The sequence below is a fragment of the Actinospica acidithermotolerans genome, from assembly GCF_018139625.1.
GTDB classification, from domain to species: Bacteria; Actinomycetota; Actinomycetes; order Streptomycetales; family Catenulisporaceae; genus Actinospica; species Actinospica acidithermotolerans.
This window is the reverse complement of record NZ_JAGSOH010000076.1, coordinates 23,891-37,550: the sequence shown is the minus strand read 5'-3', so window position 1 is coordinate 37,550 and position 13,660 is coordinate 23,891. Positions and strand designations below refer to the sequence as shown.

10 protein-coding genes are annotated in these 13,660 nt (G+C 70.4%); 5 read left to right on the top strand and 5 right to left on the bottom strand.

Annotated features, from left to right (window positions below; all coding sequences use genetic code 11):
• Nucleotides 1-83 precede the first annotated feature (83 nt).
• Entirely contained in the window at nt 84-1,067 is a 984-nt protein-coding gene (locus KDK95_RS22870) for an LLM class flavin-dependent oxidoreductase (protein ID WP_372463372.1), read from the top strand.
• Between the two features lie 202 nt (nt 1,068-1,269).
• Here KDK95_RS22870 and KDK95_RS22865 read toward each other — a convergent pair whose 3' ends face one another.
• Together KDK95_RS22865 and KDK95_RS22860 are read right to left on the bottom strand one after the other, a co-directional pair.
• The gene (locus KDK95_RS22865; protein WP_307844577.1) at nt 1,270-2,547 is read right to left on the bottom strand and encodes a carbohydrate-binding protein; all 1,278 of its coding nucleotides are present in this window, start codon (nt 2,545-2,547) and stop codon (nt 1,270-1,272) included.
• 193 nt (nt 2,548-2,740) lie between these two features.
• A complete protein-coding gene (locus tag KDK95_RS22860) occupies nt 2,741-4,303 on the bottom strand; it encodes an APC family permease (protein WP_212520303.1) in 1,563 nt (520 codons plus the stop codon).
• Between the two features lie 238 nt (nt 4,304-4,541).
• On the opposite strand from KDK95_RS22860, the gene KDK95_RS22855 reads away from it, so the two are divergent.
• Nucleotides 4,542-6,005 carry a S53 family peptidase gene (locus KDK95_RS22855; RefSeq protein ID WP_212520302.1) on the top strand — a complete coding sequence of 488 codons (1,464 nt, stop codon included), beginning with the start codon at nt 4,542-4,544 and terminating at the stop codon, nt 6,003-6,005.
• 82 nt (nt 6,006-6,087) lie between these two features.
• On the opposite strand, the gene KDK95_RS22850 is transcribed toward KDK95_RS22855, so the two are convergent.
• Nucleotides 6,088-6,594 carry a DUF1990 domain-containing protein gene (locus tag KDK95_RS22850; RefSeq protein ID WP_212520301.1) on the bottom strand — a complete coding sequence of 169 codons (507 nt, stop codon included), beginning with the start codon at nt 6,592-6,594 and terminating at the stop codon, nt 6,088-6,090.
• A gap of 160 nt (nt 6,595-6,754) precedes the next feature.
• Between KDK95_RS22850 and KDK95_RS22845 the strand changes: the two genes are divergently transcribed.
• A complete protein-coding gene (locus KDK95_RS22845) occupies nt 6,755-7,714 on the top strand; it encodes a hypothetical protein (protein ID WP_212520300.1) in 960 nt (319 codons plus the stop codon).
• A gap of 43 nt (nt 7,715-7,757) precedes the next feature.
• Here the strand turns inward: KDK95_RS22845 and KDK95_RS22840 are convergent, their stop codons facing one another.
• On the bottom strand, nt 7,758-9,023 hold the full coding sequence (locus KDK95_RS22840) for a DUF445 domain-containing protein (protein ID WP_307844576.1): 1,266 nt from the start codon (nt 9,021-9,023) through the stop codon (nt 7,758-7,760).
• 92 nt (nt 9,024-9,115) lie between these two features.
• Entirely contained in the window at nt 9,116-10,822 is a 1,707-nt protein-coding gene (locus KDK95_RS22835; protein ID WP_212520299.1) for an AMP-binding protein, read from the bottom strand.
• Nucleotides 10,823-10,958: 136 nt separating this feature from the next.
• On the opposite strand from KDK95_RS22835, the gene KDK95_RS22830 reads away from it, so the two are divergent.
• Entirely contained in the window at nt 10,959-12,611 is a 1,653-nt protein-coding gene (locus tag KDK95_RS22830) for an APC family permease (RefSeq protein ID WP_212520298.1), read from the top strand.
• Between the two features lie 169 nt (nt 12,612-12,780).
• Nucleotides 12,781-13,623, top strand: coding sequence for a PIG-L family deacetylase (locus KDK95_RS22825; RefSeq protein WP_212520297.1), 843 nt, complete (start codon nt 12,781-12,783; stop codon nt 13,621-13,623).
• Nucleotides 13,624-13,660 lie beyond the last annotated feature (37 nt).

Here is a 13,660-nt window from a genome sequence, read left to right as displayed (position 1 = left end):
CTCCTGATCCCGTCCCGGTCCCCCATTCCATCCCCGTCCACCTCCTGCTCCGCTCCCGCGGAATACGCCCTGATCTTCCGCTGTTGGCCGAGTACGTGAAGTACTCCCTGCTCGATGTCGCCGCCGTCGGTCCCGGCGAGCACCCGTCCGACGCGCTGCACGGCGCCGTTCCGCTCGCCCGCGCCGCTGAGGCATCCGGCTTCCACCGCGTCTGGTACGCCGAGCACCACAACATGCCGGCGATCGCCTCGGCCGCGACCAGCGTCGTGATCGCGCACGTGGCCGCGAACACGGAGCGGATCCGGCTCGGCGCCGGCGGCGTGATGCTGCCGAACCACTCGCCGCTGGTCATCGCCGAGCAGTTCGGCACCCTCGCCGCGCTGCACCCGGACCGCATCGACCTCGGCCTCGGCCGCGCACCCGGCTCCGACCAGGCGACGATGCGCGCGCTGCGCCGCACCCCGTCCTCGGCCGACACGTTCCCGCAGGACGTCCTCGAACTGCAGGGCTACCTCACCGGTGACACCCGCATCCCGGGCGTGCGCGCGACGCCGGGCGACGGCTCGAACGTGCCGCTCTACATCCTCGGCTCGTCCCTGTTCGGCGCCCAGCTCGCCGCGGCGCTCAGCCTCCCCTACGCCTTCGCCTCGCACTTCGCGCCCGCCGCCCTGTTCGCGGCCGTCCAGACCTACCGCTCCGAGTACCGGCCGTCCGAGCTCAACCCGGAGCCGTACCTCATCGTCGCCGCAAACCTGATCGCCGCCGACGACGAGGACGCCGCCCGCGCCCAGCACCAGGCCTCGCTGCGCTGGCGCGCCCGCCGCTTCCTCAAGCCCGCGGCCGACCTCACCGACGCCGAGATCGACGTCGTGCTCGGCACCCCCTCCGGGGAGCATGTCAAGGACATGATGCGCTACACGGCGGTCGGCACTCCCGACCAGGCGCAGGCCTTCCTGGAGCAGCTCGCCGAGAAGACCGGCGCCGACGAGCTCATGCTCGCCCCCGCCTCCCCCGACCGCCCGGACCGCATCCGCGCCGTCGAACTGGTCAAGGCCCCGGTGAACTGATCCCCGGTGGCCTGATCCCTGGCGATCAGAGCTTCGGTGTCGCAATGTACGTGGACTTGCGCCGCGACGGCCGCCGACCGGGCGGCTGCGTACGAGTCCTTATGGCGCTGACGCAGTGTCGTGAAACAGGACCGTGGCCCGGCGACCGCTCTGGCGGGAGCGGGGCCGGGCCACGGAGGCTAGATTCTGCCGACGGGTTCTGTCAGCAGGCGCCGTCGTCGTTCCAGGCGCCGGACGCGCCGCCCGGGACCTCGTTGTAGTTCCACTGGTTCGCCGTCCAGTTGTGGCCGTTGTACGACACCTCGTTGCCCGAGGAGTAGGACGTGGAGGCGCTCCAGGCCGTCGCGCACGAGCCGCCGCCGCCGGTGCCCGTGCCGGTCGCCGTGGCGGAAGCCGTAGCCGTAGCCGTCGCCGTGGCGGAGGCCGAGGCGCTTGCACTGGCCGAGGCCGAGGTGGTCACCGGCGGGGTGGCCCCGGCGAACTCGGCGTCGTACTTGGTGAAGTCCCAGCTGTTCTGCGTGACGCTGGAGCAGCTGCCGGAGAGCGTGCCGTTGTTGTCCGGCGGGCTGCACTCGCGGTCGCGGTTGACCGACCAGAACGAGTAGCGGCCGAGGCCGACTCCTTCAGCCCAGGTCAGCACGGTCTGGAAGTCGGACTGGTAGAAGTACTCCGCCGAGTCCGTGCGCCCGTTCATCGAGGAGATGCCCTCGTGCGCGTACGCGGTGGCCGAGCTCCAGCCGAACGTCGACGTCAGGATGCTGTTGAACGCCTGGAGCGCGGAGATCTGCGAGGAGGCGCCGCTGAAGCCGCCGTCGAACGGCATGATGGTGAAGGCGTTCGGGGTGAAGCCGAGGGTCTTGGCCTCGTCCAGCAGCTGGGTGCCGAACCAGCCGGTGCCCGCCGACGTGCCCGGGATGGTCACCGAGATGTACAGGCCCGGGTTGTTCGCCTGCAGGATCTGGGCGGCGCCGAGTTCGTTGGCGATCGCGGAGGTGTTCTCGTACTCAGGCTCCTCCAGGTCCAGGTCGATGGCGTGCAGGCCGTAGGCGGTGATGACCTGCTGCTCGGCGGCGGCGGTCGCCGCGGCGGTGCCGCAGACCTGGCCGAGCTTGGTGCCGTTGTAGCCGCCGAAGGAGACCGCGACGTCGCCGCCCGCGGCCCGCAGGGCGTTGATCTGGGTGCCGACCGAGTCGCCGGAGGAGACGGTTGAGGAGCCGCCGTCCCACGCCGGGGCGCAGGCGCTGCCGTTCTCGGCCAGCACGAAGGCCAGCACGAAGGCCTTCTCGCCGGTCGCCGACATGACCTGGGTCAGGTCCGGCGGGTTGTTGTCCAGCGGCATGTCGTAGGGGGCCGACGCGTACCAGTTGCTGCCGAGCGCGGTGGTGGCCGCCTGCGCGGAACCGGTCGCCACGGTCGCCACCAGCACGCCGCCGGCCACCAGGCTCACCGCGGCCGCGGCCGCCAGTCCGGCCCTTGGCACACGTGTGCGTATACCACTGTTCTTGCGCACTCCATCTGCTCCTTCGGGATGGGTGGGATGCGGCGAAGGCCGTGCGCGGGAGGAGGCGCACGGCTCGACGCCGCCCGAAACGAAGGATCCTTCAGGGCGAGAATGGACTAGACCAGTGTCACTGTCAAGGAGCCAGCTTTAAGGGAGCCTTAGTGCGGGCTGATCATTCCCGCTGGTCGGCGGGCTCCGCCGACTCGGGCCAGGTGCCGCGCCGGATCACCTCGCCGCGGAAGAAGGCGGGACGCAGGGCCCGGTAGATGTACATCAAGGGGATGCCGAGGACCAGCGCGCCGACTCCGGTGAGGAACACGCCGCCGATGATCCAGTGCGGCGGGAACGGCATGTGCCACTGCGTGTAGCCGTAGGCCGGGTTCCAGAACTGGTACGCGCCGTAGACGAAGAACGTGAAGAGGATCAGCGCGCCGAGCAGCGGCAGCACGAAGCGCAGCCAGAGCGTGCGCTGCGTGGACCGGAAGGCCTGCGGCGCGAAGTGCCAGGCGCAGGCGAAGCCGGTCAGGCCGTAGTAGAAGGCGATGGCCAGCCCGAGCGAGGAGATCGAGTCGGACAGCACGTTCGTACTGATCTTCGACAGCAGCGCGTAGAAGGCGATGGACGCCAGGCCCATGCCGACCGTGGACCACGTGGGCGTGCGGAAGCGCGGGTGGATCCTGGCGAAGGCGGACGGGATGCCGCGGTGGTCGGCCATGGACAGCGCCGTGCGCGCGGTGGGCATGATCGTGGTCTGGGTCGACGCGGACGCCGAGGTCAGCACCATCAGCACGAGCAGCTTGCTGAGGAACCAGCCGAAGCCGACCGTGCCGAAGACCTCGCCGCCGAGGCCGGAGAGCACGTCGCCGGAGTTGTTCGCGTTGGCGAGGCCGGCGCCCGTCGTCCCGACCCCCGCGAAGGCCTGCGCGGACACGGTGACCAGGCCGTATGTGACCAGCAGCAGCACCGTGGACAGGACGGCGGCGCGGCCCGGAGTCTTCGAGCGGTCCCGCGTCTCCTCGTTCACGGAGACGGCCGTGTCCCAGCCCCAGTAGATGAAGATGGCCGTGAGCAGGCCGAGCGTGAGCGCGGAGAAGGAGCCGATGTTGAAGGGGTTGAACCACGACGCGGACACGTGCAGCGAGCCGTGGATGCCGTGCCCCGAGTACACCTTGGCCAGCGCGGTGATCGACAGGACGCCCAGCATGAGCAGCTCGATGGACAGCAGTGCGATCTGCATCCGGGCCGAGACCTCGATGCCGAGGTAGCAGATCAGCGTCATCAGCGCGATCCAGACGATGCCCGCCACCTCGGACCAGCCGGTGCTGGCGGCGAGCCCGTACGCGCCGACCAGCTGGAATCCGTACTGCCCGGCGATCTGCGCCAGGTTCGCCATGACGATCACGTCGGCCACGATGATGGCCCAGCCGCCCATCCAGCCGGTCTTCGGCCCGAAGACCCGCGCACCCCAGGTGAACGTCGTGCCGCAGTCCGGGTCGATCTCGTTCAGGCCCTGGTAGCCGAACGCGATGAACAGCATCGGCACGAACGCGAGCAGCATCACGATCGGCGCCTGCGCGCCGACACCGGCGACGACCAGGCCGAGCGAGGCCGCCAGGCTGTAGGCCGGGGCCACCGAGGCGGTGGCGATGACGATGCTGGAGGCCAGCCCGAGGGCGTTCGCCTTCAATCCCTTGCTCGAGGTGGCGGCGCCCGGAGGTGCGGAAGTCGCGGACATGGGGCTCTCCAAGATCGACGGATGAGGACCGTTTAGTGTCAAATATCTCTCCACGTCCGCGTCTTGTCATGCCACGCGGCGGGTGATTTCACCGATGAGCGGCCTGGAACGGCCGGAGGCCTTGACGTCCGATACGCCCGGTTCGACGCTGCGCATCAGAGTACGCACGGATACGACCACCACTCGCGTCCGCGCCGTCGCCGCGTACGGACGCACGGAACCGAACCGGAGAACCGAATTGCAGCCCACCCGACCCACGGACCGTCGACCAGTTCGGATATCGAAGCCCGGCCGAGCCACCCACCGTCAGATCCCGTTTCCCCGCCGCCTGATCGCCACCGTCGCAGCGCTCGCGCTCGCCCTGCTCGGGCTGGGCGTCGGCCTCGCGGCGCCGGCATCGGCGCAGTCGTCGGCGCACGCGCAGACGCAGCCGGCGCGCTCGTCCAACCCGGCGGCCGCCGCGAGTTCCACGACCGCCACGGCGTCCACGACCTCCGCGGATTCCGCCACCGGCCCCCTCCCCTTCGGCTGCAACGCCGCCACGTCCCCCGGCGTGATGCACTGCCTCGGCTACACGGCCAAGGCCAGGGGCACCCGGCACGGCGCGTCGTCCCGTGCCGGATACCAGACCACCGGCACCTCGACGAGCTCCGGCTACACGCCTGCCCAGCTGCGGTCCGCGTACAACCTGACCGCGAGCGGCAGCTCGACCGAGACCGTCGCCATCGTCGACGCGTACAACGATCCCAACGCCGCCTCTGACCTGGCCGTTTACCGCAGCGCTTACGGCCTGCCCGCGTGCACGGCGGCGACCGGCTGCTTCAAGCAGGAGAGCGAGACCGGCTCCACCACCTCGCTGCCGTCCACCGACTACGGCTGGTCCGAGGAGGAGTCGCTGGACCTCGACATGGTCTCCGCGATCTGCCCCGGCTGCCACATCCTGCTGGTCGAGGCCGCTTCCGCGAACGAATCCGACCTCGACACGGCCGAGAACACCGCGGCCGCGACCAGCGGCGTCGTCGCGATCTCGAACAGCTGGGGCGGCTCCGAGTCGTCCAGCGAGACCACCGACGACGCCGCGTTCAACCACTCCGGCATCGCCATCACCGCCAGCTCCGGCGACAGCGGCTACGGCGTGATCTGGCCCGCGGCGTCCCCCTACGTCACCGCCGTCGGCGGCACCAGCCTGAGCACGGCCTCCAACGCCCGCGGCTGGACCGAGTCGGTCTGGTCGACCTCGTCCACCGAGGGTACCGGCTCCGGCTGCTCCGCGTACGAGACGCAGCCCTCCTGGCAGAAGAGCCTCAACCTCCCCGCAGGCTGCTCGAACCGGATCGTCGCCGACGTCTCCGCGGTCGCGGACCCGGCCACCGGCGTCGCCGTCTACGACACGGCCAACAGCTGCGGCACCAGCTCGTGGTGCGACCTCCTGATCTCGCTAGGCCTGGTCACCGGCGCCGACGGCTGGGTCCAGGTAGGCGGCACCAGCGCCGCGTCCCCGATCATCGCATCCGTATACGCCCTGGCGAACAACACGTCGTCGATCACATACGGTTCGTACCCGTACAGCCACACCGCCGATCTCAACGACGTCACCTCGGGCTCGACGAGCACCTGCACCCCCGCCTACCTCTGCACCGCCGAACCCGGCTACGACGGCCCCACCGGCCTCGGCACCCCGAACGGGACGGGAGGCTTCTGAGCCGCAGCCACACCTCGGCCGGGGGCCCGTTCCCGCGACGGACTCCCGGCCGGCGCTCAGGACCGGGAACGAGCGAGGCGAATCAGCCTACGAGCCTACGCAGAACCGCACCGCAGGCGAGTGCATAAGCATTCTGAAAAACCACGACGAGCGGACCTGCCGCCCGCGTGAACCACCTGCCACCGACGCTGAACGCCGTGATGCTCAGCCAGACTGAATCGTCCTCGGCCCAATCCACGACGAACGACTCCTCGCCGCACTCCGGATGCCCGGGCAAGGTGCCGTAGGCGAACCCTCTGCGGCGCGGCTCATCGACCGTCCAGACCACTTCGCACGGCGCGGTGAGACTCAGCCGCCCGATCCCGAGGAAGAGCGTGACGCGCGTCCCCGGCTCTGCCCGTGGCCGGTCCGCCCTTGGGCGTACATGCATCCCCGAGTGCATCCGCCACTCGACCACGGCGGCGCCGGCGAGCTCGAACGCCCGCGCCCCCGATCCGATACGCATCCGCCGGCGAAGGTGGTTGTAGCCCTCGGGCAATGCACCCCCTTCTCGGGTCGCCCCCACCTCCCGATACGTGAATCGGTTCACACGCTTACTCTAAAGCACGTGTCACACATCAGGGCGGTGCTGGCGCAGCAGAAATGCTACTGAGCAGTATCACCGGAGGCTGAGATTGATATCGACACGTAGCCTTCTGACCCCTCCGGCCTGGATAACATCGACTCCTCCGTAGCCGAGAGGTGTGTCGATGGCGATCTTGAGCCGCCGCAGCAAGATCCTGGCTCCGCGTCTCTCGCCGGAACTCGATGATCAGGTGCTGGCGAAGACGTGCAAGGTCATTTCCGTGCCGGTGCGCGGAAACTACCAGGTGGACCACTACATCGCCGTGGTCGAAGAACTGCTGCAGGAGTGTGACACGGACCATGACCGGCGCGCGTTCCGGTTCGAGGTGATCGCGCGCCAGGCCGAGAACGTCGCCCGCCACTGGCGCCGGCACTCGCCGAACGAGCCGGACGCGCTGGTGCTCTCCGCACTGGCGCGGCTGGCCTCGGCCCGGGAGGCCGGCGCGGTCGGCGGCGGGGCGCCCGCCTACCTCACGGCCGCGCTCGACGACTGCCACACCGCCGCCGCACTGAACCAGGCGGACAGCATGCCGTGGATCGCCGCGCTGGCGATCATGCGGCAGCAGCGCCGGCCGTGGCCCGACGTGCAGCCGGTCTGGAACGAACTGCGCGCCCGCGACCCGTGGAGCCGCGCGGGCCATCTCGAACTGCTCGGCTACCTCTCCCCCGACGAGTGCGGCTCGCAGACGGCCGTGCGCGACTTCGTCAACGCGGTGACCGAAGCCGCTCCGCCCGCGTCGCCGGTGGCCGCCCTTCCGCTGGAGGCGGAGCTGCGCCGCTACCGCCGCACGCTCGACGCGGGCGGCGCCGGTGCGATCACCGCCGACGAGGCCTTCCGCCAGCCCGCCGTCGCCGCCCTGCTCGATCGTGCGCGGGTCGAGTGGCTGCAGCCGGGCGCCTTCAAGCACGCCGCGGCCATCGCCGATCTCAACCTGCTGGCTTACGCGCTGCTGCGCACGGGTTATCCGCAGAACGCGGCGCCGGTCTTCCAGCGGCTCGGCGGCGTGGTGACCGCCTGGCCCTGGTCCATCGACGGCGACCCGGTCGAGCGCTTCACCCTCTGGAACCAGCGCTTCGCCGGCTGACCGCTCCGGCTGTCGGGCACGGCCGTCCGGGAGTGGCAGGCGGCTAGTGCCCGAGGTCGGAGAGCCTGGTCAGCGTGTAGATCAGCAGGCCGGCGAGCGCGCCGACGACGGTGCCGTTGATGCGGATGAACTGCAGGTCGCGGCCGATCTGGATCTCGATCTTGCGCGAGGTCTCCTCGCCGTCCCAGGCGTTGACGGTGTCGGTGATCAAGGCCGTGATCTCGCTGCGGTACGTGGAGACGACGTACACCGCGGCACCCTCGACCCAGCCGTCGACGCGCGCCTGCAGCTGCGCGTCCTCGGTCAGGCGCACGCCGAAGGAGCGGGCGGCCTCGGCCAGGCGGGCGCGCAGGTCGCCGTCCTCGTCGGTGAAGCCCTCGAGGATCATCCTGCGCAGCGCGGCCCACGCCGAGACGACGGCCTCCTGCGTCGCCGGGTGCGTGAGCAGCTCGTTCTTGAAGCGGTCGGCGCGGGCCATCACCTGCGGGTCCTTCGCCAGATCCTCGGCGAAGTTGGCGAGGTAGCCGTCGATCGCGCGGCGCACGGCGTGGTGCGGGTCGTCGCGCACTGCCCTGGCGACCCGCAGCAGTTCCCGGTGCACGCGGCGGGCCAGCCGCTCGTCGATGAACCGCGGGGTCCAGCCGGGCGCCTCGCTCTCCACGGCCGACTCGATCGCCTCCGGGTTGTCGACGAGCCAGTCCACGGCGCGCTGCGCGAGCAGGTCCACGACAGGCTGGTGCGCGTCCGCCTCGGTGTACCGGGCCAGCAGCTTTCCGGCGGGCGGGCCGGCGGGCACGGCCTCGAGGCGGCGGGTGAGCGCGTCGGTCAGCGTCTGGCGCACCTTTTCGTCGTTGAGCACGGTGAGCGCGCCGCGGATCAGGCCGCCCGTCTCGTGGGCCACGCGGCGGGCGTGCTCGGGGACGGAGAGCCAGGCGCCGAGCCGGGAGGACAGGCCGACCGCGCGCAGCCGGCCGCGCACCACCGGCTCGGACAGGAAGTTCTCGCCGACGAACTCGCCGAGCGAGCGGCCGAGCACCTCCTTGCGCCGCGGGATGATCGCGGTGTGCGGGATCGGCAGGCCGAGCGGACGGCGGAAGAGCGCGGTGACCGCGAACCAGTCCGCGAGCGCGCCGATCATGGCGGCCTCGGCCGCCGCCTCGACGTACCCGGCCCAGACCGCGCCGCGCCCGTTCTGCCAGCGTGCGACCACGTACACCACGGTGGCGACGGCCAGCGCGGCCGTCGCCACGGTCTTCATCCGGCGCAGTCCGCGACGCTTCTCGGCCTCGGCCGGTGACAGTGCTCTCACCGCAGCATTGTCACCCGGCCGAGCGATGAACGGCGCCAAGATCGCTCAAAGCGGACGCGGACGCGGCCGGCGCGGCGGCGGGCGCGGGGTCCTCAGCCGCGCAGCTCCGGGAACTGCTCCTCGCGCCACTCGGTCAGCTCCTCCCCGCCGAGCTGCGCGCGCTCCTCGCGTCCGCGCAGGTCGACGCGCCGGATCTTGCCCGAGATCGTCTTCGGCAGCTCGAAGAACTCGAGCCGGCGCACCCGCTGGTACGGCGCCAGGTGCTCCCGCGCGTACTTCAGGATCTCGAAGGCCGTCTCACGGGTCGGCTCGTAGCCGGCGGCCAGCGCGACGTACGCCTTGGGCACCGCCAGCCGCAGTTCGTCCGCCGCCGGGACCACGGCCGCCTCGGCGACGGCCGGGTGCTCGATCAGGACGCTCTCCAGCTCGAACGGCGAGATCTTGTAATCGGAGGCCTTGAACACGTCGTCGGTGCGGCCGATGTAGAAGATGTAGCCGTCGGAGTCCCGGGAGGCGACGTCGCCGGTGTGGTAGTAGCCGTTGGCCATGGCCTCGGCGTTGCGCTCCGGATCGCCCTGATAGCCCGTCATCAGGCTCATCGGACGCTTCGCCAGGTCGACGCAGATCTCTCCCTCGTCGGCCGGCTTGCCGGTGACCGGGTCCACCAGCACGATCGGCACGCCCGGCAGCGGCAGCCCCATCGAGCCCGGCTTGACCGGCATCCCCGGCACGTTGCCGACCGCGAGCGGCAGCTCGGTCTGCCCGTAGCCGTCCCGGATCGTCAGGCCCCAGGCCTCCCGGACCTGGTCCATCACCTCGGGGTTCAGCGGCTCGCCGGCCGACAGCAGCTCGCGCAGCGCGCCCGGCCCGCCGGACAGGTCCGCCTTGATCAGCATCCGCCACACGGTCGGCGGCGCGCAGAACGTGTTCACCCCGGCGCGCCGGATCTGGTTCTGCAGCGCGACGGCGTCGAAGCGCTTGTAGTTGTAGATGAAGATCGTCGCCTCGGCGATCCACGGCGCGAAGAAGCAGCTCCACGCGTGCTTCGCCCAGCCCGGCGAGGAGATGTTCAGGTGCACGTCGCCGGGCTTCGCGGCCACCCAGAACGACGTGGCCAGGTGCCCGACGGGATACGAGACCTGGGTGTGCTCGACCAGCTTCGGCCGGTTGGTGGTGCCCGAGGTGAAATACAGCAGCTGCGGGTCGGAGGGCGCCGTGCCCGGGTGCGCAGCCGGAGGGACATCGAGCTCGTACGCGCCGCGGTAGTCGATCCACCCCTCCGGGATTTCGCCCTCGTCGCCGACCGCGAACCTCCGGTACTCCCCCGGCACGCCCGCGAACTTGCCCGCGTCCGCCGCGTTCGTCAGCACGTGCTTCACCCCGCCGCGCGCGATCCGGTCGGCCAGGTCGGCCGGCCCGAACGCCGTCGTGGTCGGGAGGATGACCGCGCCGAGCTTCATCACCGCGAGCATCGACTCCCAGAGCTCGACCTGGTTGTTCAGCATCAGCAGCACCCGATCGCCGCGCCGCACCCCGTGCGCGGCCAGCTGCGCCGCCACCTGGTCGGACCGCCGCGCCATGGCGTCGAACGAGTAGCGCGCCTCGCTGCCGTCCTCCTCGACGATCCACAGCGCCGTCCGCTCGACCCCGCGGGCGACGGCGTCGAACCAGTCGACCGCCCAGTTGAACCGCTCCCCGAAGTCCGGCCAGGAGAACCGCGCCACCGCCGCCGCGTAATCCCGCGACGACTCCTGCAGCAGGTCACGCGCGGCACGGTACTTCTCGGTCGTCGACTCCATCGTCGTCCATCCTCAGCGGCTCGAGTGCGAGTTTTGCCTGATCTGAATTTAACAACCATGTCGCGGTTCCCGTCGATCAACGCATCACGCTGATCGGCACCGACCCCCCTGGACGGATGTTGGAAAGGCGTGATCCGTGAGCACACTCGACACGAGCGTGGAGTCCGCCGCACCGGCCGCGACCCACGGCAGTCTGCGCAAGAACGCCGTCGGCATGATCGGCGTCATCTTCATGGTGCTGGCGACAGCCGCGCCCATCACGGCGATGACAGGCAACCTGCCGATCGCGATCGGCTCGGGCAACGGCGCCGGCACTCCCGGCGCGTTCCTGTTCGCCACCGCCGTGCTGGCCGTGTTCACCGTCGGCTACTCGGCGATGGCGAGACACGTGACGGCGACCGGCGCGTTCTACGGCTTCATCACCCGCGGTCTCGGCCGCGCGGCCGGGCTCGGCGCGGGCCTGATGGCGACCCTCGCGTACATGGTGTTCGAGGGCTCGCTCATCGGCATCTTCGCGTCCTTCTTCAAGACCGACGTCGAGACCTTCGGCGGCCCGAAGATCAGCTGGGTGCTCTACGCGCTGGTCGGCATCGTCGTGATCGCGGCGCTGGGCTACTTCGACATCTCCATCTCCGGCAAGGTGCTCGGCGTGTTCCTGGTCGCCGAGGTGCTCATCCTGGCGGCGCTGGGCCTGTCCGTGCTCTTCCACGGCGGCGGCTCGTCCGGCCTCGAGACCCGGTCGCTGAACCCGGGCAACGCGTTCACGGCGGTCGCCGGCGGCAGCGCGGCGATCGGCTTGTTCTTCGCGTTCTGGTCGTGGGTCGGCTTCGAGACCACCGCGGTCTACGGCGAGGAGTCCCGCAACCCCACCAAGATCATCCCGCGTGCCACGCTCATCGTCGTGATCGGGCTCGGCCTGTTCTACACGTTCATCTCGTGGATGACGATCTCCGGCAACGGCCCGGAGCAGGCGATCGCGATCTCGAACGGCTCGACGGGCAACGCCTTCGACCTGTTCTTCGGCATCACGCAGAAGTTCATCGGCGTGTGGGCGAAGGACGTTTACATGGTGCTGACCGTGACCGGCTCGTTCGCCTGCGCGCTGGCCTTCCACAACTCTGCCTCGCGCTACCTCTACGCCTTCGGACGGGATGAGCTGCACCCGGTCGTGCGCCACCTCGGCCGCACCCACCCGAAGCACAAGTCGCCGCACGTCGCCTCGATCCTGCAGTCGCTCGTGACCCTCGCGATCACGCTCGGCTTCTTCTGGTTCCAGGCACCGACCAAGTCAGCGCCGGACGTCGCCTACTACTTCCAGTTCGGCCTGCTGGCGATCATGGGCACGATGGCGATCCTGATCGTGCAGGCCATCTGCTCGGTCTCGGTCATCTGGTATTTCCATGTGACGAAGCACGAGCCGGACTCGCCGGTCCTGGCCACCCGCACGTGGTGGCGCACGCTGCTCGCGCCGGCCGTCGGCGCGCTGGGCATGATCTACGTCGTCTACCTGCTGTTCAGCCACCTGAGCTTCGCCGCCGGTGCGGCGGCGACCAGCCCCGTGTACCAGATCACGCCGTACGTGGTGATCGGCACCGGCGCCGTCGGGATCGTCGGCGGCCTGGTGCTGCGCGCCGTCAGCCCGGCGCGGTACCAGAAGATCGGCGCGACGGTCCTCGCGGACGCCGTGGAGAAGACGGAGACGGCGGAAATGGCGGAGTCGGCTGAGCCGACCGGGCCGGCTGCATCGGCCGCATCGGCTGCGTCAGCGGAAGAAGCCGCAGCGGTCTGATTCTGTCCCGATCCTGGCGAACACGCGGCCCGCGGCTTGTCCGCGGGCCGCGTCGCGCTCGCGCGATAGCCGTTGTGGGAGACGAGCGCGCATCTTGCCCAGCGGAGAGACGGCCGGTCGCGTCGGGTGTCGGCGGCGGCTGTCGGTGGCAGCACGTAGGATGCGGCTCATGGTTGATCGGCCACTGACGTTGATGGCGGTGCACGCCCACCCGGACGACGAGGCGACGGGCACCGGGGGGATTCTCGCGCGGTATGCCGCCGAGGGCATCCGGACCGTGCTGGTGACGTGCACGGACGGGAGCTGCGGGGACGGGCCCGGCGGGGTGAAACCGGGCGAGCCCGGGCACGATCCGGCCGCGGTCGCCGCGCTGCGGCGGGAGGAGCTCGAGGAGGCCTGCCGGGTGCTGAAGATCGGCGAGCTGGAGCTGCTCGGCTACGCGGACTCGGGGATGATGGGCTGGGCCCAGAACGACGCGCCCGGCTCGTTCTGGAGGACGCCGGTGCCCGAGGCGGCGGAGCGGCTGGCCGAGCTGATGCGCGAGTACCAGCCGGACGTCGTCGTGACGTACGACGAGAACGGGTTCTACGGGCACCCGGACCACATCCAGGCGCACCGGATCACGATGGAGGCGGTCGCCCGGACCGGCATCCCGGCGAAGGTCTACTGGACGACGGCCCCGCGCTCGATGATGGCCGAGTTCGGGCGGATCGTCCGGGAGCTCGGCGGGGACTGGGACCTGCCGGAGGAGGGCGAGGACGGGGCGCCCGCGCAGATGCCGGAGATCGGCCTGCCGGACGAGGAGATCACCTCCTGGGTGGACGTGACCGAGTTCGGGCCGCGCAAGTTCGAGGCCTTGAAGGCGCACGCCAGCCAGAGCGAGAACATCTTCTTCCTGAACATGGGCGTGGAGCGGTTCACGCAGCTGATGGGGCACGAGACGTTCGTGCGGGTCCAGGACAAGACCGGCGCGGCGACGCCGGAGGACGACCTGTTCGCGGGACTGCGCTGAGGGGACCGCGCCGGACGCTAGTCGTCGACGTCAGCGT